The organism is Kocuria flava (assembly GCF_001482365.1).
GTDB classification, from domain to species: domain Bacteria; phylum Actinomycetota; class Actinomycetes; order Actinomycetales; family Micrococcaceae; genus Kocuria; species Kocuria flava.
This window is the reverse complement of sequence record NZ_CP013254.1, coordinates 1731601-1751485: the sequence shown is the minus strand read 5'-3', so window position 1 is coordinate 1751485 and position 19885 is coordinate 1731601. Positions and strand designations below refer to the sequence as shown.

Here is a 19885-nt window from a genome sequence, read left to right as displayed (position 1 = left end):
CAGGCGAAATCGTGCATCTGATGCAACTTCGTTCATCTCCCCCGTTGCGCTACGGGGGAGATGACGCCCCAGAGGGGACTCGGCGGCGGATGCGGGGACTCGGCGGCGGAGGCGGGCGCCCGGGTGGGTCAGTCGTTGCGGAACCGGGGCTCGTCCCGGCGGGGCGCGGCCGAGCCGGGCCGGGCCGAGGCCGCCCGGGCCGCACCGGCCCGAGGCCCACCGGCCCGAGGCCCACCGGCCGTGTCCGGGCGCGCCGTCACCCGGTGGGCCACCTGCTTCGAGACCCGGGCGACCACCTTCTCCAGCGGGCCCTGGCCCCGGGCGTGCTGCCAGGCGAGGGCGAACAGGCCCAGCACCACGACCTGCCCCCAGAACGCCAGCCCGGGGGCGAGGTCCTGCAGCCCCGTGGCGAGGAAGAGCAGGTGGGCGGTGTAGAGGGTCAAGGTCATCGACCCGGCGGCGGCCAGCGGCGTGAGCACCGTGCCGGCCGCGCGGGCCAGCAGCAGGAACCCGCCGAGGACGGCGACCGCCACGCCGAGGCTGACCAGCAGCGCGAACGGCGTGTTGGTGTGCGGGCCCGGCACGATCAACCACCACAGCGTGGTGGTGGGCAGCGACGGATCGGGGCCGAAGACGATGATCTCGTCGATCTGCGCCTCGGACAGCCACGGGGTCGCGGCCCAGATCCGCCCGTAGCCGCCGAGGCCGAGCAGCAGCAGGCTCGAGAGACCGTAGGCGAGCACGGCCAGGGCCGCCCCCGCCCCGACGAGCCAGGTCTGCACGCGCCGGTTGGCGAGGTTCATCCGGCCCAGGGCCAGCCCGGCGCACAGGAAGCTCATGTACGGCAGGGCGGGATAGGTGCCGGTCAGCAGCAGCTGGGCGAGCACGGTGACGGGGTCGGTGGCGAGGTCCCACGGAGTGGGGTTGCCGTAGACGTGGGAGGGCAGCACCTCCAGCGACCACTGCATGAGGAACGGCGAGACGACCGCGAAGGCGGCCGCGGCGATCAGCAGGTGCCGGATGCGCAGTCCCAGGAACGGGATCGCCAGCAGGAAGAACACCCCGTAGTACACGAGGATGTTGTTCACCGGCGGGGCCGCGAAGCCGAGCAGGAGGCCGACGAGGGCGAGCACCGCGGCCCGCCCGACCAGTCCGGCGCGGTCGCCGGTGAGGCGGGCGCCGGTGTGCGGGGCCGCCCCGCCGGAGAGGAAGGCGAGGCTGACGCCGGCGAGCACCGCGAACAGGGCCGCGGAGTGGCCGGCGAACAGCGACCAGCTCAGCGAGGCCCGCTCGGCCCCGGCGTCCCACACGGGCAGGGTGTGCACGGCGACCATGCCGAGCAGGGCGAGCCCGCGGGCGGCGTCGGCGCCCACGAGCCGGCGCCGGGTGCGGCCGCCCTCGGGCGCCGGGACGCCCAGGACCGCCGCTCCCCCGCGCCGTCCGGCGGCGCGGTCAGTGCGCACGGGCGCCGGCCTCCACCGGCTGATCGGCGTGGGTGCTCATCGGGCGGATGGGGTTGCCGCCCCACCGGGTGCCGGCGGGCACGGTCTCCTGCGCCATGACCAGCGAGCCGGGGTAGACGGTCGCGCCCTCCTCCACCGTGGAGCCGGGCAGCACGAAGCTGTTGGGCCCGAGGGTGGAGCCGGCCTCCATGCGCACCGGCTGCAGGCGCATGATGCGGTCCTGGAACAGGTGGGTCTGGAGCACGGTGCCGCGGTTGACGGACACGCCGCGCCCGAGGTGGACGAGGTCGAACTCGGGCAGCCACCAGGTCTCGCACCACACGCCGCGCTCGATCCGGGCGCCCATCATGCGGGCCCAGACGTTGAACACGGGCGAGCCGACGGCCAGGCGGATCAGGCCGGGCACAGCGAGGGACTCGGCGAACACGTCGGCGAGCTCGTTGCGCCACACGAAGAAGCTGAACAGCGGGCGCTCGCCCTGGGTGAAGCGGCCCATGAGGGCCCACTTGACGAGCACGGGGATCAGCGCGGCGACCACGCCGGCGGCGAGCACCACGGGGGTGGCCCACAGCAGGACCGCCACGAGGCCCTCGGCCGGGGAGGCGGAGCCCATGTAGATCGTGGTCAGGGCGTAGACGATCGCGAGGTCGATCCAGGCGGTGACCATGAACGGCACGATGCGCAGCGACTCCACGAGGGTGCGGGCCACGACCAGCCGGCGGCGGGGCCGGTAGGTGGCCCCCTCGTCGGCGGCGTCGGAGGTCCGGGCGATCTGCTCCGGGGTCCGGCCGAGCCAGGAGGTGCCGGGCTCGGCGTGCTCGGGGGCCGAGGAGAGCACGGCCACGAGGGAGTCGGCGGGCAGGTCGCGGTCGGCGCCGACCACCGCGGAGTTGCCCACGAAGGAGCGCTCCCCCACGGAGGAGTGGCCGACGTGGAGCCAGCCGAAGCCGGTGCGCGGGGCGCTGACCATCGAGTGGTCGGCCATGAAGGACCCGGAGGCGAAGGTGCTCAGGTGCGGGAGGGTCTCCACGGTGGAGATCTCGACCTGGCGCCCGACGCGGGCGCCGAGCAGGCGCAGGAACAGCGGGGTCGCGATCGAGGCGTAGACCGGGTAGGTCGACACCAGCGACTTCTGCAGCAGCACGCCGGTCAGCCACACGGCCCAGCCCACGGGGCCCTCGGCGCGGTGGTGGCCGGGGGTGATCATCCGGGCGAGCAGGCGCACGAGCACCACGACGAGCGCGAGGTAGGTGAGGAGGGTCAGCACCGCGAACACCGGCACCCACAGGGCCAGGACGGGGAAGACGGCCTCGTAGAACTGCAGGTCGCGGACCTGGCTGAAGGCGAGCAGGCCGCCGGGCAGGATCGCGAGGACGGGCAGCAGCCCGACCGTGCCGAGCCCGAGCGAGTACAGCGCCCAGGTGCGCAGGGGCCGGTCGTGGCCGGCGCGCTGGGCGGGCCAGGAGGCGCGGGCCTCGCCGAGGTCCTCGAGCGGGGAGCCGGCGGCGAGCCGGCCGGCGGGGACGGTGCCCACCACGTGGGAGCCGGGCTCGACCTCGGCGCCGGCCTCGACGACCGCGCCGGGGTCCAGCAGGGTGCGGGCGCCCACGCGGGCGTTCTCGCCCACGGTCACCGTGCCCAGGTGGAAGACGTCGCCCTCGAGCCAGTAGCCGGAGAGGTCGACCTCGTGCTCCACGGCCGCGCCGGAGCCGACGACGGCCAGGCCGCTGACCGGCGGCATGGTGTCGAGGTGGGCGTGGTCGCCCACGCGGTTGCCGAGCATCCGGAAGAACACGGCCATCAGCGGGGTGCCCATGACCGGGTCGAACTTGTTGAAGATCAGCACGCGCTCGGCCATCCAGACCCGCAGGTGCGTCCAGGAGCCGCGGGCGTGCGCACCGGGGCGCAGCCGGAAGGTGAGCAGCCGGATGAACAGCGCGGTGAGGACCATGCGGCCGGGCAGGGCGAAGAGCACGAGCCAGCCGGCGAGCAGCGGCAGCAGCGGCAGGTCGGGGACCCAGCCGGCGCCGAAGAGGTTGAACAGGACCCACACGACGAGCAGCGAGCCCACGACGTAGCGCAGCCCGGAGACGGCGTAGAGGGCCACGAGGAACGGCACCTGCACGAGCCCTGCGCGGCGCGGGGTGTCCCGCACCGTCGAGACGGCGGCGGCGTCCCGGGCGACGACGTCGGCGCGCTCCAGCGACTCCAGGTACTCGTGCATCTCCTGGAGGGTGGGGTGGCGGTAGAGCTGGGCGATCTCGGCCCCGGGGTAGGTGCGGCGCAGCTCGGAGACGAGCTTGGCCACGGCCACGGAGGTGCCGCCCAGGGCGAAGAAGTCGCTGTCGCGGTCGATGGGCAGCGGGCCGAGCTGGTCGGCCCACAGGCCGGCGAGCCACTCGAGCCCGTCCTCGAGCGCGGGGGCCTCCACGGCGGTGGAGCCTCCGGGCAGGGGCCACGGCAGCGCCTTGCGGTCGACCTTGCCGGAGGTCTTCATCGGCAGCTCGTCCATCAGCGCGAGCGCGGGGACCATCTGGCCGGGCAGCCGGTCGGCCAGCAGCCGGCGGGCCTCCTGCACGTCGATCGAGCCGGGCTCCTGGGGCACGAGGTAGCCCACGAGCACCTGGTTGCCGGCGGGCGTGGTGTGCACGGCGGCGGCACCCGCGGCCACGCCGGGCAGGCGGGTCATCTGCTCGTCGATCTCGCCCATCTCCACGCGGCGCCCGGAGATCTTGACCTGGTCGTCGGCGCGGCCCACAAAGACGATGCCCTCGGGGTCGGCGCGCACGACGTCGCCGGAGCGGTAGGCCCGCTCCCAGCCCAGGGTGTCCATGGGCGCGAACTTCTCGGCGTCCTTGGCGGGGTCGAGGTAGCGGCCGAGGCCGACGCCGCCGATGATCAGCTCGCCCTCCTCACCCCAGCGCACGGGGTTGCCGGAGGAGTCGACGACGGCGAGCTCCCACCCGGGCAGGGGCAGGCCGATGCGCACGGGCGGCTCACCGGTGAGGATCGCACCGGTGGCGATGACGGTGGCCTCGGTGGGGCCGTAGGTGTTCCAGACCTCGCGGCCGGGGTGGACCAGGCGCGCGGCGAGGTCGTTGGGGCAGGCCTCGCCGCCGAAGATCAGCAGGCGGATCCGCTCGAGGGCCTCGGCCGGCCACATGGAGGCCAGGGTCGGCACGGTGGACACGGCGGTGATCCCGCGCTCCACGAGCCAGGGCCCGAGGTCGGTGCCGGAGCGCACCACGGAGCGGGGTGCGGGCACGAGCGCGGCGCCGGAGCGCCAGGCCAGCCACATCTCCTCGCAGGAGGCGTCGAAGGCCACGGAGAGCCCGGCCATCACGCGGTCGCGCGGGCCCAGGGGGCGCTTGGGCAGGTAGAGCTCGGCCTCGGCGTCGACCAGGGCGGCGGCGGAGCGGTGGCTGATGGCCACGCCCTTGGGCTTGCCGGTGGAGCCGGAGGTGAAGATGATCCAGGCGTCGTCGGTGGTGCGCGGCTGGTCGCTGTCGGCGCCGGTGCGCACGCCGGGGCGGCGCTCGAGGGCCAGGCCCGCGCCGTAGACGACGGCGACGCCGGCCTCCTCCCACACCGTGTTCGCGCGCTCGTCGGGGTCGTCGAAGTCGACCGGGACGTAGGCGGCGCCGGCGAAGATCGTCCCGAGGATCGCGACGTAGAGGTCCACGGTGCCGGAGGGCACCCGGATGCCCACGCGGTCCCCGCGCCCGACGTCGAGGTCCCACAGGCGCTGGGCCTCGGCCTCGACGCGCTCGAGCAGCTGGGCGTAGGTCAGCTCGGTGCCGCCGTCGTCGATCGCGACGGCGCCCGGGTGCCGGTTCACGGTGTCGAGGACGATGTCCACGAGCGTGCGGGGCGCGGGCGGCGCGACGGCCGGGTAGACGGCCCGGCCGCGGACGGTGGGCAGCGGCTGGGTCCGCAGGGCGGTCTCGAGGACACCGTTCTCCTCCGACCACCCGTCGCCGGCGAGCCGGCTCCCGGCGCCGGCGGAGCCACCCAGGTGCCCGGTGGAGCCGCTGCGCGAGATCGGGCGCACTGTCATCTGAAAATCCCCCATCGACGTCCGTGCCGCGGCAGGTCTGTGCCGCGGCCGTGGCCGACGGGAGGTCGAGGTGCGCTCAGCAGGCCGGTGCTCCCGGCCGCGGGACGTCGTGGCCCGCGCCGGATCGTGGCCGGCGGCGGGTGCGTGCGTGTCGGACGGTCGTCCGGACCGGCACCCCCGGCGCCGGTCGTCCCCCCTGAGCCGGCCCCCGCCGGCTGCGTAACTATACCGTACGGACGGATCGGTTGCAGTTGCAAGCCCCACAGGCCAGCTAGTGGTTACCGGTGAGTCGAGAGAAGGATCACAGGTGCGTTCCGCGTCACGCCGGCGTGGTGCGGACCACGTCGGAGGACCGGCGCGGACCGGGCCGTCCGGCCCCGAGCACGGGTGGGTCTGCGCCCGTACCCGCCACCGGTCGCCGCTCGGCCCCGGCCCCACGGGTGCCGGACGCCGCCCGCTCCCGGCCGCCACGGGTGCCCGACGGCAGCGGGTGCCCCGCTCCCCCGGCCCCCACGGGTGCCGGACGGCAGCGAGTGTCCCTCCGCCGGCCTCAGTCCTCGGCGGCCGTCAGCAGGCGGTCGAGGACCCGTGCCTCGGGCAGCTCGAAGTGGTCGGTGTTCTCCCGCACCTGCAGGCTCGTGCGCTCGAAGCCACGGCGGTCGTACCAAGCCTCCCCGGCCCGGGCCGCCCGCAGCGCGTCGAAGGGGGCGTGCGGGTCGGTGCCGTCGTCGTCGGCCCCCACGTCCCAGTGCAGGCGCAGGTCCGCGCGCTGCTCCGCGGTGGGGGCGGACGCCGCGCCGGCCGGGGCGCCCCCACCGCCGGAGAGGATGGCGCCGCCGCCCTCGAGGAGGCCGATCCTGTCGGCGAGCAGCTCGTAGCTGATGAACTCCGCCCCGCCCGAGTACCCGTGCAGCCACGTGCGGGAGCGGTCGAGGTCGTACCCGGCGAAGATCCGCTGCTCGGCCAGGGCGAGGAACCACTCGGCGTTGCCGTCGAGGTCCTCCCACCACGTCGGCTCCCCCGTGCGGTCCGGGGTGCGCGGGGCGACCAGGATCGCGTTGTGCGAGCGGGCGACCTCGGCGAGGCAGGAGAGCTTGCGCTGCGGATGGTGGAACTCGTAGGCGCCGTCGCCGTGGAGCCGGAAGACCACGCCCACCGGCCGGGACCAGTCGATGCCGTCGGCGAGCACGTGGTAGGTGCTGGTCACGCCCTCGTGCTCGAAGGCCACGTCCCAGCGGTCCGCCGGCCCCTCCCCGAGGCGCGGGCCCTGCGAGAGCACCGGCCCGTCGCCCAGCGGGCGGTGGTCCGGGCGGGACGGCACGGTCAGCTCCGGCAGCCCGTAGGCCGCGCACGAGACCGTTCCCGGGGCCTCCAGCCCCGGCTCCCACAGCAGCCGCGGGAGCGCGATCAGCACCAGCGCGAGGGCCAGCCCCGCGGCCACGACCGTCGCGGCCAGGGCACGACGACGGGGACGGTGCCCCTGCTCGGGGTCGGGCGCTCGGTGCATCCGACCATCGTAGAGGCGCGCTCCACCCCGCTCCGACCAGCTCGTTTTGTGCCCGCAAACGGGAACGCCCATAATGCCCTGTGACCGTTCGGGGGGACGGTGACCCCCCGGGCCTCTCCCTGGCGTGCCCTCCACCGCACCCGTTCAAGGAGAATCCCGTGGCCATCGCCGCACCACCGGTGCACGAGCAGCCGACCCCTGAGACCCAGGGGCACCTGCGCCGCACCCTCAAGACCCGCCACCTGACGATGATCGCGATGGGTGGTGCCATCGGCACCGGCCTGTTCGTGGCCTCGGGCAACACCATCGCCACCGCCGGCCCCGGCGGGGCCCTCCTGGCCTACGTCGCCATCGGACTCATGGTGTTCCTGCTCATGCAGTCGCTGGGCGAGATGTCGACCTACCTGCCGGTCTCCGGGGCCTTCGAGGAGTACTCCACCCGCTTCGTCAGCCCCTCCTTCGGCTTCGCCATCGGCTGGAACTACTGGTACAACTGGGCGATCACCGTCGCCGCCGAACTCGTGGCCGCAGCCCTGATCATGCGCTACTGGCTGCCCGATGTCCCCTCCTGGATCTGGTCGGCCCTGTTCCTGGCCGTCCTCTTCGGCCTCAACGCCCTGTCCACCCGGGCCTACGGTGAGAGCGAGTTCTGGTTCTCCCTCATCAAGGTCGCCACCGTCGTGATCTTCCTGGTCCTGGGCGTGCTGATGATCGTGGGCATCCTCGGCGGCGAATCCCCCGGGTTCTCCAACTGGACCACCGGGGACGCCCCCTTCGTCGGGGGCGGGGCCGGGATCCTGGCGATCTTCATGGTCGCCGGCTTCTCCTTCCAGGGCACCGAACTCGTCGGTGTCGCCGCCGGTGAGGCAGAGGACCCCGAGAAGAACGTCCCGCGCGCGATCCGCACCGTGTTCGTGCGCATCCTGCTCTTCTACGTCGGGGCGATCACCATCGTCGGGTTCCTCATCCCCTACACCAGCCCCCACCTGCTGGGCTCCGGGGTCGAGGACATCTCCATCTCCCCGTTCACCCTGGTCTTCGAGAACGCCGGGGTCCTGGCCGCGGCCTCGGTGATGAACGCGGTGATCCTCACCGCGATCCTCTCGGCCGGCAACTCCGGGCTCTACGCCTCCACCCGCATGCTCTGGGCCCTGGCCGACTCCGGCAAAGCCCCCAAGTTCCTCGCGAAGGTCAACCGGCGCGGGGTGCCGATGAACGCCCTGCTGGCCACCACCACCGTCGGGGCCGCCTGCTTCCTGACCACCCTGATCGGCGACGGGGCCGCCTACGTCTGGCTCGTGAGCGCGTCGGGGCTGGCGGGGTTCATCGTGTGGATGGGCATCGCCTGGAGCCACTACCGCTTCCGCAAGGCCTACCTGGCCCAGGGCAAGGACCTGGCCGACCTCCCGTACAAGGCCCGCTTCTTCCCGCTGGGACCGATGATCGCCCTGGCGTTGTGCGCGATCGTGATCCTGGGACAGAACTGCCTGACCCGCCGGCCGGCTTTCGTGGTGGCCCTGCGCCCGGGGAAGCCCCTCGCGGCGCCGAGTCCCCACCGTGGCCCCCGGCCCGCGCCCGCGCCGAGTGCCCACAGCACTGACCCCTGCGTCCGCCGAGTCCCCACCGCACCACCTCCCGCACCGCCAGGACTCCAGCACATCGGGCCTGCGTCCGCCGAGACCCCACCATGCCGACGCTGGCGTCGCCGAGTCCCCATCCGCGCAAACCGCTGCTCTCGCTGAGTCCCCATCTCACCGGCTCCGGCAGTGCGGAGTCCCCACGCCACCTGGTCTGCGTTCACCGAGTCCCCTACTGGGCAACCGGTTTGTCGCCGAGTCCCCTCGATGTCGGCATTTCCCCCGTCGCGCGACGGGGGAAATGCCGACATCAAGGGGACTCGGCGACAAACCGGTTGCCCAGTAGGGGACTCGGTGAACGCAGACCAGGTGGCGTGGGGACTCCGCACTGCCGGAGCCGGTGAGATGGGGACTCAGCGAGAGCAGCGGTTTGCGCGGATGGGGACTCGGCGACGCCAGCGTCGGCATGGTGGGGTCTCGGCGGACGCAGGCCCGATGTGCTGGAGTCCTGGCGGTGCGGGAGGTGGTGCGGTGGGGACTCGGCGGACGCAGGGGTCAGTGCTGTGGGCACTCGGCGCGGGCGCGGGCCGGGGGCCACGGTGGGGACTCGGCGCCGCGAGGGGCTTCCCCGGGCGCAGGGCCACCACGAAAGCCGGCCGGCGGGTCAGGCCGGCAGCTGCGAGCGGTAGCGGGTGACGATGACGTCGACCAGCTCCGGCGGGACCTCGCCGTCGGGCAGGGCGAGCGGGTCGGCGTCGACGTCGGCGCCGGCCTCCCGGGAGCGGTCCAGGAAGTAGCCCGGTGCCAGCAGGTAGTTGGCGACCACGACCCGCCCGCCCGCGGGCACGGAGGACCGGGCGTCGGCGACCGCCTGCGCCACGCGGGGCGAGGCCGCCGCGAGGTAGGACACCGTCACGGGCCGGCCCAGCTCCTCCCCCAGCTGCTCGGCCACGACCGCGCAGTCGGCCACGGCACGGCGGTCGGAGGAACCGGCGGTGGCGAGCACCACGGCGTCGGCGGGCCGCAGCGGGGTGCCGGTGCGGGCGCAGGCCTCGTGCACGCGCCGGGCGAGCAGGCGGGCGAGGGCCCGGTCCGGGCCGAGCGCCGCGGAGACCCGGTGCTGCTCGTCCGCGGCGACGGCCCGAGCCACGTCCACGTAGACGTGGTAGCCCGCCGAGAGCAGCAGCGGCACGACCACCGCGGGCCGCCCGGCCAGCTGCCCGGTGCGCTCGGCGAGGTCGGGGGTCTGGACGTCGACCCACGTGGGCACGACCTCGGTGCCGGGCAGCGCCGCGGCGACCGCGTCGACGAGGCGGGACACCGCGCGGCGGCCCGCGCGCGAGCGGGTGCCGTGGGCGCAGGCGAGCAGGACGGGGGAACCGGTCGAGGACATGGGCACCAGCCTAGGACCCGGATCCCCGCCTCACGGAACGGAGCCAGGCCCGTGCGGGAGCGGCAACCGGCACGGAACGCAACAGTCGTCATGCGACGTCACGCGGCAATGCCGGGGAAACACGCATGCCGCACGCTGGAGTCCGGACCACACGTGCACCCCGGTGCACCCACCCCCTGGAGGACCGCATGCTCCTGACCGCCGACCTCACCGCCGTGCCCGTGCTCGTGCTGGGCGAACCCGCCGCCGCCCGCCGCGCCCTGCGCCGCTGCGCCGCCGCCGGCGCGGAGGTCCGCCCGGTCGCGGCCCCCGAGCAGCTGCGCCCGGCCGACGTGGCCGGGGCGGGGCTCGCCGTCGTCGTCGGGGAGGGCCGTGCCCGGTGGCGGAAGGCCCTCGACGACGCCGGGGCCCGCGTGCCGGTCGTCCACGAACCGGCCGCCCGCGAGGGCGGGCGGGTCACCCTGGTCGGCGGCGGCCCGGGGGCCGAGGACCTGCTGACGGTGCGGGCGGTGCAGGCGCTGCAGGACGCCGACGTCGTGCTCGTGGACCGGCTCGCCCCGGCCGGGGCGGTCGCCGCGGCCGCCCCCGGCGCCGAGGTCATCCCGGTCGGCAAGACCCCCGGCCACCACCCGGTGCCGCAGGAGCGGATCCAGGACCTCATCGTCGTCCACGCCCTGGCCGGGAAGTCGGTCGTGCGGCTCAAGGGCGGGGACCCCTACGTCTTCGGCCGCGGCGGCGAGGAGCTGGCCGCGTGCGCCGCCCACGGCATCCCGGTCGACGTCGTCCCGGGGATCACGAGCGCGGTCTCGGTGCCCGGGGCGGCCGGGATCCCGGTGACCTTCCGCGAGGTCTCCCGGATGTTCACGGTCGCCTCCGGCCACGTGCCGTTCTCCGAGGCGGAGCTGCAGCACTTCGCGGGCCTCGGCGCCGCCGGCGGCACCCTCGTGGTGCTCATGGGCGTGGGCACGCTCCCCCACCTCGTCTCCGGGCTGGTGCGCGCCGGGGCCGACCCCGCCACGCCCCTGGCCGTGGTCGAGCGCGGGTTCACCGACCGGCAGCGCTCCACGATCACCTCGCTGCGCGACGCGGTCGAGGACACGGCGCGGGCGGGCTGCGGCTCCCCCGCCGTCGTCGTCGTGGGCCCGGTCGTGCGCCTGGCGACCGCGGAGCGCAACGCGTTCCTCGCGGAGGTCGCCGCGCATGGCTGAGCCCGGTCCGCTGACGGGCCGGGTCGTGGGCGTGACCGCCCACCGCCGCGCCGAGGACCAGATCGCGGCCCTCGAGCGCCGCGGCGCGCGGGTGATCCACGCGCCGGCGCTGAAGGTCGAGCCCGTGGACCGGGACGGCCCGCTCGCCGCCGCGTCCCGGGCGCTGTTCGAGGCCCGGCCGGACCTCGTGCTCATCACGACCGGCTACGGGCTGCGCCGCTGGCACGACGCCGCGGTGGCCCAGGGCTTCGACGCCGAGCTGCTGATCTGCCTGCACGGGGCCGCCGTGTACGTGCGCGGGCCCAAGGGCCGCGGCGCCGTGCGCGGGCTGGGCCTCGAGGACGCGGGGATGTCGGCCGACGAGACCACCGCAGGGCTCGTGGACCTCGTGCTCGCCGAGCACGGCGGGGACCTCACCGGCCGCACGGTGGGGCTGCAGCTGCACGGGATCGCCGACGTCGCCCAGCGCCGCCGGCTCACCGACGCCGGGGCCCGCGTGCTCACCGTGACCCCCTACCGGTGGGCCCCCGCCGACGACGACGGGCAGGTCCCCGTCCTGATCCGCGAGGCCGCCGCCGGCCGCGTGGACGCCATCACGTTCACCGCCGCCCCGGCCGTCGACGCCCTGTTCTCGACCGCCGAGGAGCTCGGCCTCCACGAGGAGCTGCTCGCCGCCTTCCGGAACGGCATGCTCGCCGCGACCGTCGGGCCCGTCACGGCCGCCCCGCTCGAGGCGATGGGCCTCGAACCGCTCGTCCCGGAGCGCTTCCGGATGGGCGCGATGCTCAAGCAGCTGGTCGACGCGCTGAGCTGAGCTCGCTCCTGATCGGTTGCTGCACATCGACACCCAGGACTGCTAGGACATCCCTGCCTACAGCGACGTGTGGGTACATGACTGCAAATCGCGGCTTGTGAGCGGGGAGTTGAGGGACGAAACAACTGGTCATGCGCGAATTGTGACCTCACCCGGAACATCTCAGCAGGCCTGAAAAGTGCAGCTCTGTCTGTCCCCACTTCGAGCTACATTGAGTAGCAAACGAGCGGGCGGGCACCTATGGTTTATATGGTTATGAATCATATTTGCTTAAACAAGCACATGGGGATGGATTGCCGCAGATGATGGCGGGAAGACCTCCCTTTTGCATAGGCACCCCCCTTCTGGAACTCTATTACTAGCTGGTTCACCTTGGGGAAGGTGGCTGGCTGGCCCATCGGGGGGATGGGCCCGCTTCGCATCGGGGGGAACTCTGTGTACGTCAATCTTGTCATGCCCATGAGCACCGCTTCCTTTGCGGCTTCCGCTCAATCCTTCCTGCAGGACGGCAGTCGCATATTGCTCACGCTCGCCATGGCACTCTTCATGGCTTACCTGCTGTTCTTGATGAGCGCTGTCGCCATCTCGAGCGTTGCCACACGCATTCGCAACCGTCATCAGCATGAGGAGTTGCATGCCACCGTGACCTCGCTGCCCGTGCAGGTGGAGGTTGGTTGGGGCGGCCGGCCGGTTGAGGCCGCTGATGAGCGCGCCCTGAGCGCCTGAGGCGTCCGACCATGATCATGCTGTTCGGAGAGAGGATTGACCTCGTCCTCTCTCTTGCTGTGCTCCTCGTGACCATCAGTGTCCTGTACGGCCTGACGGTCCTTGTTCTCTCGCGGTGGGAGCCACGCTCCGCACGAGCACGACGAGAGTTCTGCTCCTTTGTTCCGGAGGACAAGACGGTCGTGTTCGTCGTGCCGTGCCTGAACGAGGACAGGGTCCTCAATGCGAGCTTGGACCGTCTGGCAAGTCTAGAACATCCCCGGGTGCACATTCTTGTCATCGACGATGGCTCCGACGACGACACGGCAGACATCGTGCGCACACACCCGGATCCACGGGTTCATCTCTTCCAACGAGTACTTCCGGGGGCCCGACAGGGGAAGGGTGAAGCTCTCAACGCTGCGATCCAGCATTTGCGTCACAGTGATCTGATTGCCGGGATACCCCACTCCGAGGTTGTCGTGTGCGTCATGGATGCCGATGGGCGACTCGACGCTCACGCCCTGGGGGACGTTCTTCCGCTGTTCATGGACAATCGGCTCGGTGCCGTGCAGATCGGCGTCCGTATCAACAACCGGCATCAAAACCTGCTGGCACGTATGCAGGATCTGGAGTTCGTGCTCTACACACATGTCTTCCAGCGTGGACGACGCCATCTCAGGAGTGTCGGTCTTGGTGGCAATGGTCAGTTCGTCCGCCTCTCCGCCCTGAACGGGCTGGGAGAGTCACCGTGGTCGCGCAGCCTTACGGAAGACCTCGACCTAGGCGTGCGACTCCTCATCGACGGATGGGAGACGGAGTTCTGCTCGACGTCGTCGGTGCATCAGCAAGGACTTGTGGACGTCAAGCGATGGGTGAAGCAACGGACTCGCTGGTTCCAGGGACACCTGCAGTCCTGGGGCCTGGTCCCCTGGGTGCTCCGTGACCTCACCGGAACACGGCGAGCCGACCTGGTGTACCACCTGACCAGTCCGTTCCTCCTGCTGATTACGTCGTGCCTCAGCGTGGCCTTCGCCCTGTGGGCATTCGATGTCATCCTCGGGATCGTGGTGGGCGACGCCGTCGTCTCACGGTGGTGGATCTCCGCCTATCTCGTCGCATTCGGGCCAGCTCTCCTATTCGGCCTCGTCTACTGGTCCCAAGAACGGCACCACGGTCTGCGAGTGCCGACCGCCGTTGTTCTCATGCATGCGTACGTGCTCTACGCGACGCTGTGGTACCTCGCGGGATGGAAGGCGACGTACCGAGCTGTACGCGGGCAGAACGGCTGGTCGAAAACAGAACGTGTCGTCGAGAACAAGACCCAGGTCGACTCATCCGCGAATGAGCTCACCACCGAGGTGCACACATGAGTAAACCTGTCCGGATTGTGCTAGGAGTCGGGATACTTGCTCTGGTCGTCGTGGCAGGGGTCAACAACATGTGGCGTATTCAGCCTTGGTCCGACGGCGAGACCCATGGCCAGTGGTCCGTTCTCTACACCGGGTACGGACGCGTTGTGGGCTCGGACAAACAGGTGGTCCTGGAGCCGAACGCTGCTGCCACACCTGACGTCACCCACGGATCGTTGGTGCACACCACGCAGTCCTACGAGGACGCTGATTTCGCCATCACGATGAAGACTGAGGAGCAGCTCCGGCAGGGCGACCCGAATGTGTGGGAAGTGGGCTGGGTTCTGTGGAACTTCAGGGACAACGACCACTTCTATGCCGTCGCACTCAAACCCAACGGGTGGGAGATCTCGAAACAGGACCCGGCCTATCCCGGGAGCCAGCGATTCCTCGCAACAGGTGACGACAGGACCTTCCCTGTTGGCCAGGCCTACCGTGTCGAGGTCGAGCAGGACTGGCCACGAATGACCGTACGCGTCGACGGCCGAGAACTGACCACCATCGTCGATGACGAGCGACCGTATCGCGGCGGCGCCATCGGCCTGTACACCGAGGACGCCCGCGTCCGGTTTCAAGACCTGGACGTCATCAACAGCACAGACACGTGATATCCGGTGCGCCAGCGCGGACTACATCGATCGATCAGGAGCCACCATGTCCAGCACGTTCCCCAGCAAACCCATCACCATCATGGCGATCTACGGCACTCGTCCGGAGGGCATCAAGATGGCTCCTCTCGTTCTCGCGCTCCGCGACGACCCACGCTTCGAAGTACGCGTGGTCGTCACGGGACAGCACCGGGAGATGCTTGATCAGGTGAACCAGAACTTCGGCATCACCCCCGATGGCGACCTCGACATCCATGCGCCCGGGCAGAGCCTGACGCAGATCAGCAATCGCACATTGGAAGGCCTCACAGAAGTTCTGCAGAAGGACCGCCCCGATGCCGTCCTCGTACAAGGAGACACCTCGACCACTTTCGTCGGTGCTCTGGCCGCCTTCTACGCGGAGATCCCGGTCGTTCACACCGAGGCAGGACTGCGGACGGGCAACAAGTACTCCCCGTTCCCCGAAGAGATCAATCGCCGGCTGACCGGGCAGATCGCCAGCCTGCACCTGGCTCCGACAGCGGCAAGCCGTGAGAACCTCCTGAAGGAGAACATCGATGCGTCGAGCATCGTGGTCACCGGCAACTCCGTCATCGATGCGCTGCTCATCACTGTGGCGTCACAGCCCCGCATTGAGGACTCCGATCTGGCGGCGCGCCTCGCGAAGGGGCGACCCGTGATCCTCGTGACCGCGCACCGGCGCGAGTCGTGGGGTGAGCCTCTCCGGGCTGTCGGCAGAGCGATCGCTGCGCTGGCTCGACAGCACCCCGACCACGATTTCGTCTTTCCCGCACACCGCAATCCCCTGGTTCGGGACGCCATTCAGCCGGCCATCCAAGACCTGACAAATGTTCTGATGACAGAGCCTCTTCCCTACGCACAGTTCTGTGCCCTGCTCGAACGGGCGTCCATCGTTCTTACCGACAGCGGGGGCGTCCAGGAGGAGGGCCCGTCCCTTGGGAAGCCGGTGCTCGTCATGCGGGAGACCACAGAGCGCCCCGAGGCCGTTGCTGCCGGGGCCGTCAAGCTCGTGGGCACCGATGAAGAGACGATCGTGCGAGAGGTCTCGACGCTCATCACAGATCAGGCCGAGTACAGCCGCATGGCCAGGGCTCTCAATCCCTACGGTGACGGACGCGCTGCAGAGCGCACCGTGCGCGCCCTTGCTCGACACTTCGGGTTCGACGATCTCGTCGACGAGTTCACCTACGAACCCCAGCTCACTGTGTCAACGACCAGCTGATCCTTACGAGATTCTGCACGACGAACTCCCCGGTGCGTTCCACCGACGTTTCGGGGAGTCTTGCTGAGGAGACCCGATGAGCAAGCCCTTTCAGCTGACGAGACGGGGGAGAATCGAGTGGTTCGTCGGTCTGGCCGCTCTGCTGGCTGTGTCCGTCGGAACTGTTTTCGGTCTTACCGACGACACCTTGGTCGAAGGAGAAGGCTCCCCGCTGGCGCAGCAGTATGCAACAGAAACGAAAGCAGGCTCAGATGCTCACGCTGCAGAGGCGGTATTCGATCGGCGATTCGGGCAGCCCGGAAAAATGTCCACCTTGGTCCTCTATGACAACACCGGCGAGATGTCCGACGACGCTGAAATGTATGCCATGGCAACCGCCAATCTGGCGACGCACTTCGGGGAAGCAGAGATCCAGCCGGTGGCCGACTATGCGGCAAACACGATGGAGTCATTTGGCGCTGTCATCTATATCGGAACCGACTCCGAAGCTTCCCTTCCGAGGGGTTTCGTCGATGACGTCCGTGAAGGCGGGATACCGGTGATGTGGGTCGACCAGAACATCGACGACCTCGCGGGGTGGGAGGCCGGGAGTTCGGCCGCCTTCGTCGACCAGTACGGTTGGGACCCGCACAAGTCCCTGACGGTGGACAGCGGTCTTGTGAGGACGGTCGCGTACAAAGATCGTGAGGTGTCCCGCACAGCCGAAGGTGTTACGGAACTCGCGGCGCCGGTGATCGAAAACGAGAAGACTGTCGGGGTTCTCGCAACCTCCCAGTGCCGGAACGACGACGGACCGACGCAGTGCAGCCCGGACCAGCCTGTGCCGTCCGATGAAGCTCCGTGGGCGATTCGCTCAGGAAACCTCACCTATGTCTCTGAGATTCCTCTGGACTACATCGACGTGAACGATGTCTACCTCATCTACTCCGACTTGTTCTACGACCTGCTGGCGCCGGAAACGCCCGAGGTGAAGCAGGCAGCGGTACGACTCGAGGACGTCGGTCCGGAAGCGGACCCGCAGGACCTTCGTGCCGTGGCTGACCTTCTGCACGGAGCCGGCGTGCCATTTCAGGTTGCGGTGATGCCGATCCACGTCGCACGAACGCCGGATGGAGATGACTGGTACGGGCTGAGCCTTCTGGACCGTCCTGAGGTGGTGGACGCGCTCAAGTACATGCAGGAGCGAGGAGGGACGTTGATTCAGCACGGAACGACCCATCAGTTCGGGGCGGCCAACAACCCCTACAGCGGGCGCACCGGCGAGGACTATGAGTTCTATCGATACGGATGCAGTACGACAGCACAGGAACCGTACGAATTCGGCGAATGCGAGAACGACTCCTACATCCGCCAGATCGGGCCGGTGGCCGAGGACAGCGTGGCGCAGCATGTCGCCCGGATCAAGCAGGGTCGTCAGGTCATGAAGGACGCGGGATTGGGCGAACCGGTGATCTTCGAGACTCCGCACTACGCCGCCTCCGTCAACGCCTACGCGGCCATGTCCGAGGTCTACGATGCCCGCTACGAGCAGGCTGACTACTTCGCGGGCATTCTGTCGCAGAAGCCCAGCGAACCCGGGAAGGCCTACAGCCAGCACTTTCCCTACACTGTCCATGACATCTACGGAACCAAGGTCTACCCCGAGAACCTGGGGAACATCACCGAGACGGAACAGAACAACCACGCCGTCCGTGATCCAAAGTTTCTCGTCTCTCGGGCGGAAGCCAACCTGGTAGTGCGCGAGTCAACGGCCAGCTTCTTCTTCCACCCCTACCTCGACCTGGAGTACTTGAAGAAGACGGTCCAAGGAATCAAGGACCTCGGGTTCGAATTCGTTCCGGTGTCCGAGCTCAAGTGAGCCAGCTCAGGGCATCGTTGAATCGCCGGTAGGCTGGCCCCGACCTACCCCGTCCAGTCCCGTCGAAAGGCCCGCCCGTGTCCGACGCCCCGAACCTCGCCCCCTACATCGACTCCACGCTGCTGAAGCCGGAGGCCTCGCGCGAGCAGATCGCGGCGCTGTGCGAGGAGGCGGTGGCGCACGGCTTCGCGGCGGTGTGCACCAACCCGCTGTGGACGTCCTTCGTGCGGGAGCGGCTGGCCGGCAGCGACGTGCGGACCTGCGCGGTGGTCGGCTTTCCGCTGGGCGCCTCCGCCACCGAGGTCAAGGCCTTCGAGACCCGCACCGCCGTGGACGCCGGCGCCCAGGAGATCGACATGGTCGTCGACATCGCCGCCGCCCGCGCCGGCGAGCGCGAGACCCTGGAGCGTGACGTCCGCGCCGTCGCCGAGGCGGCCCACGCCGGCGGGGCGCTGCTGAAGGTCATCATCGAGACGTGCCTGCTCGACGACGACGCCAAGGTCCTCGCGTGCGAGGCCGCCGTGGCCGCCGGTGCCGACTTCGTGAAGACCTCCACCGGCTTCTCCACCGGAGGCGCGACCGTGGCGGACGTGCGGCTGATGCGCGCGACCGTCGGCCCGGACATCGGGGTCAAGGCCTCGGGCGGGATCCGCACCCGGGAGGACGCGCTGGCGATGATCGAGGCCGGCGCGACCCGCATCGGCGCCAGCAGCGGCCCGGCCCTGCTCGGCTGAACCGCGCCCCCGCTCGACTAGACTGGGGCCAACTGCCCGGGGCCGTGCAGCACGGCCCGTCCCGCTCCGTCAGAAGGACCGTCACCATGGCCGACCGCACCTCCTCCTCCGCCGGCACGCCCGGGGGCACCATGACCGGTGGCCCCTCCGGGACCACCGTCCGCTCGTTCTCGGGCCAGGGCCGGACGGTCAACAACCTCATCTTCCTCGTGCTGGCCATGGCCGTGATGATCGGCAGCTTCTGGGCCTTCGCGTCCTACCCCAACAGCCCCACCGTGTGGATCATCGGCCTGCTGCTCTACGCCCTGGCCCTGCTCATCCCCGTCGGGCTCCTGAGCACCTCCACCGCCAAGCGCGCCGAGGGAGGCCGCACCCTCGCCATGGACGTCCCGCCGACCACCGAGGTCCCGGGCGACGACCCCAAGGCCGCCCAGCTGGGCCAGGCCCCGCGCGACCCGGCCCGCCGCGACGCCGAGGTCCGCGCCGAGCACGGCGACGACGCCCTGGGCCGCACCACCCAGTAGGCGCACCCGCCCGACGACGACGGACGGCTCCTCTCCCCTGCTGCCGGGAGGGGAGCCGTCCGTCGTCGGGACAACGGCGCGAGCCGGACCCCGCGCACGGCGCCGGGTCGCCCGGAGATCTCGGCAGAGCGCTGGAACCGGGAGCGCGGCGAGAGGCTCGAGGCGCCGGACGCCCGGGAACCCCGGGTCGGTCGGTGCGACTAGACTGGGTCCGAACGCCACGGCAGCCGCACCGGCCGCTGCCCACCGCCAGTACCGCCAGAAGGGTGACCTCTCATGTCCGACCGCGCTCCCTCGTCCACCGGCACGCCCGGGGGCACCATGACCGGTGGCCCCTCCGGGACCACCGTCCGCTCGTTCTCGGGCCAGGGCCGGACGGTCAACAACCTCATCTTCCTCGTGCTGGCCATGGCCGTGATGATCGGCAGCTTCTGGGCCTTCGCCTCCTACCCCAACAGCCCCACCGTGTGGATCATCGGCCTGCTGCTCTACGCCCTGGCCCTGCTCATCCCCGTCGGGCTCCTGAGCACCTCCACCGCCAAGCGCGCCGAGGGCGGCCGCACCCTCGCCATGGACGTCCCGCCCTCCACGGAGGTCCCGGGCCACCAGCCCGTGGCCGCCGAGTTCCCGCAGGGCCCGCAGGACGCCCGCACCCGCGACGCGCTCACCGCGCGCGCCCACGGCGACGACAAGTACGGCAAGGCCGTGCAGTAAGTCCCGCAGGCACCGACGACGAAGGGCTCCTCCCGCACGGGGAGGAGCCCTTCGTCGTGTCCGGGGTG

General features: G+C 70.8%; 15 protein-coding genes. 11 read left to right on the top strand and 4 right to left on the bottom strand.

From position 1 onward, the window contains the following. Window positions 1-128: 128 nt before the first annotated feature. The 3 genes from AS188_RS17670 to AS188_RS07805 all read right to left on the bottom strand — a co-directional run bounded on the left by AS188_RS17670 (window position 129) and on the right by AS188_RS07805 (window position 7027). Window positions 129-1463: a heparan-alpha-glucosaminide N-acetyltransferase domain-containing protein gene (locus AS188_RS17670; RefSeq protein ID WP_083529334.1), complete on the bottom strand. Its 1335-nt coding sequence runs from the start codon at window positions 1461-1463 to the stop codon at window positions 129-131. Continuing rightward, the gene (locus AS188_RS07810; RefSeq protein ID WP_083529333.1) at window positions 1453-5520 is read right to left on the bottom strand and encodes a Pls/PosA family non-ribosomal peptide synthetase; all 4068 of its coding nucleotides are present in this window, start codon (window positions 5518-5520) and stop codon (window positions 1453-1455) included. Before AS188_RS07810 ends, AS188_RS17670 begins: the two co-directional genes overlap by 11 nt. Before the next feature lie 550 nt (window positions 5521-6070). Then, window positions 6071-7027: an alpha/beta hydrolase family protein gene (locus AS188_RS07805; protein WP_186815350.1), complete on the bottom strand. Its 957-nt coding sequence runs from the start codon at window positions 7025-7027 to the stop codon at window positions 6071-6073. A 158-nt stretch (window positions 7028-7185) separates the two neighbouring features. Between AS188_RS07805 and AS188_RS07800 the strand changes: the two genes are divergently transcribed. Then, entirely contained in the window at window positions 7186-8769 is a 1584-nt protein-coding gene (locus tag AS188_RS07800; protein ID WP_470368375.1) for an amino acid permease, read from the top strand. 499 nt (window positions 8770-9268) lie between these two features. On the opposite strand, the gene AS188_RS07795 is transcribed toward AS188_RS07800, so the two are convergent. Then, a complete protein-coding gene (locus AS188_RS07795) occupies window positions 9269-9997 on the bottom strand; it encodes a sirohydrochlorin chelatase (protein ID WP_058858382.1) in 729 nt (242 codons plus the stop codon). A gap of 188 nt (window positions 9998-10185) precedes the next feature. Here AS188_RS07795 and cobA point away from each other — a divergent pair, with 188 nt between their 5' ends. The 10 genes from cobA to AS188_RS07740 all read left to right on the top strand — a co-directional run bounded on the left by cobA (window position 10186) and on the right by AS188_RS07740 (window position 19817). Beyond that, window positions 10186-11205 (top strand): uroporphyrinogen-III C-methyltransferase, encoded by a 1020-nt coding sequence (gene cobA / locus AS188_RS07790; protein WP_058858381.1) that lies wholly within the window; start codon window positions 10186-10188, stop codon window positions 11203-11205. Next, window positions 11198-12019 (top strand): uroporphyrinogen-III synthase, encoded by an 822-nt coding sequence (locus AS188_RS07785; protein WP_058858380.1) that lies wholly within the window; start codon window positions 11198-11200, stop codon window positions 12017-12019. The genes cobA and AS188_RS07785 overlap by 8 nt, the downstream gene beginning before the upstream one ends. Before the next feature lie 459 nt (window positions 12020-12478). Further along, a complete protein-coding gene (locus AS188_RS07780; protein ID WP_147050421.1) occupies window positions 12479-12745 on the top strand; it encodes a hypothetical protein in 267 nt (88 codons plus the stop codon). An 11-nt stretch (window positions 12746-12756) separates the two neighbouring features. Continuing rightward, window positions 12757-14097, top strand: coding sequence for a glycosyltransferase (locus AS188_RS16470; protein WP_083529332.1), 1341 nt, complete (start codon window positions 12757-12759; stop codon window positions 14095-14097). Continuing rightward, complete coding sequence (locus AS188_RS07765; RefSeq protein ID WP_083529331.1) at window positions 14094-14744, top strand: 3-keto-alpha-glucoside-1,2-lyase-like domain-containing protein; 651 nt, start codon at window positions 14094-14096, stop codon at window positions 14742-14744. The genes AS188_RS16470 and AS188_RS07765 overlap by 4 nt, the downstream gene beginning before the upstream one ends. Window positions 14745-14790: 46 nt before the next feature. Continuing rightward, on the top strand, window positions 14791-15987 hold the full coding sequence (gene wecB, locus AS188_RS07760) for a non-hydrolyzing UDP-N-acetylglucosamine 2-epimerase (protein ID WP_058858376.1): 1197 nt from the start codon (window positions 14791-14793) through the stop codon (window positions 15985-15987). Between the two features lie 76 nt (window positions 15988-16063). Then, the gene (locus AS188_RS07755) at window positions 16064-17845 is read left to right on the top strand and encodes a DUF2334 domain-containing protein (RefSeq protein WP_083529329.1); all 1782 of its coding nucleotides are present in this window, start codon (window positions 16064-16066) and stop codon (window positions 17843-17845) included. Between the two features lie 77 nt (window positions 17846-17922). Further along, window positions 17923-18579 carry a deoxyribose-phosphate aldolase gene (gene deoC, locus AS188_RS07750; protein ID WP_058858374.1) on the top strand — a complete coding sequence of 219 codons (657 nt, stop codon included), beginning with the start codon at window positions 17923-17925 and terminating at the stop codon, window positions 18577-18579. 86 nt (window positions 18580-18665) lie between these two features. Next, entirely contained in the window at window positions 18666-19103 is a 438-nt protein-coding gene (locus AS188_RS17230; protein ID WP_058858373.1) for a hypothetical protein, read from the top strand. A 276-nt stretch (window positions 19104-19379) separates the two neighbouring features. Then, window positions 19380-19817, top strand: a complete 438-nt coding sequence (locus AS188_RS07740) for a hypothetical protein (RefSeq protein WP_058858372.1) — start codon at window positions 19380-19382, stop codon at window positions 19815-19817. Window positions 19818-19885: the final 68 nt, after the last annotated feature.

What these genes read in the sequence shown, in the direction of transcription:
- AS188_RS07805 (WP_186815350.1), bottom strand. Translation starts at nt 7,027, where the DNA reads ATGCACCGAGCGCCCGACCCCGAGCAGGGGCACCGTCCCCGTCGTCGT.
- AS188_RS07780 (WP_147050421.1), top strand. Translation starts at nt 12,479, where the DNA reads ATGAGCACCGCTTCCTTTGCGGCTTCCGCTCAATCCTTCCTGCAGGAC.
- AS188_RS07740 (WP_058858372.1), top strand. Translation starts at nt 19,380, where the DNA reads ATGTCCGACCGCGCTCCCTCGTCCACCGGCACGCCCGGGGGCACCATG.
- AS188_RS07810 (WP_083529333.1), bottom strand. Translation starts at nt 5,520, where the DNA reads ATGACAGTGCGCCCGATCTCGCGCAGCGGCTCCACCGGGCACCTGGGT.
- AS188_RS16470 (WP_083529332.1), top strand. Translation starts at nt 12,757, where the DNA reads ATGATCATGCTGTTCGGAGAGAGGATTGACCTCGTCCTCTCTCTTGCT.
- AS188_RS07755 (WP_083529329.1), top strand. Translation starts at nt 16,064, where the DNA reads ATGAGCAAGCCCTTTCAGCTGACGAGACGGGGGAGAATCGAGTGGTTC.
- AS188_RS07795 (WP_058858382.1), bottom strand. Translation starts at nt 9,997, where the DNA reads ATGTCCTCGACCGGTTCCCCCGTCCTGCTCGCCTGCGCCCACGGCACC.
- cobA (WP_058858381.1), top strand. Translation starts at nt 10,186, where the DNA reads ATGCTCCTGACCGCCGACCTCACCGCCGTGCCCGTGCTCGTGCTGGGC.
- AS188_RS17230 (WP_058858373.1), top strand. Translation starts at nt 18,666, where the DNA reads ATGGCCGACCGCACCTCCTCCTCCGCCGGCACGCCCGGGGGCACCATG.
- wecB (WP_058858376.1), top strand. Translation starts at nt 14,791, where the DNA reads ATGTCCAGCACGTTCCCCAGCAAACCCATCACCATCATGGCGATCTAC.
- AS188_RS07785 (WP_058858380.1), top strand. Translation starts at nt 11,198, where the DNA reads ATGGCTGAGCCCGGTCCGCTGACGGGCCGGGTCGTGGGCGTGACCGCC.
- AS188_RS07765 (WP_083529331.1), top strand. Translation starts at nt 14,094, where the DNA reads ATGAGTAAACCTGTCCGGATTGTGCTAGGAGTCGGGATACTTGCTCTG.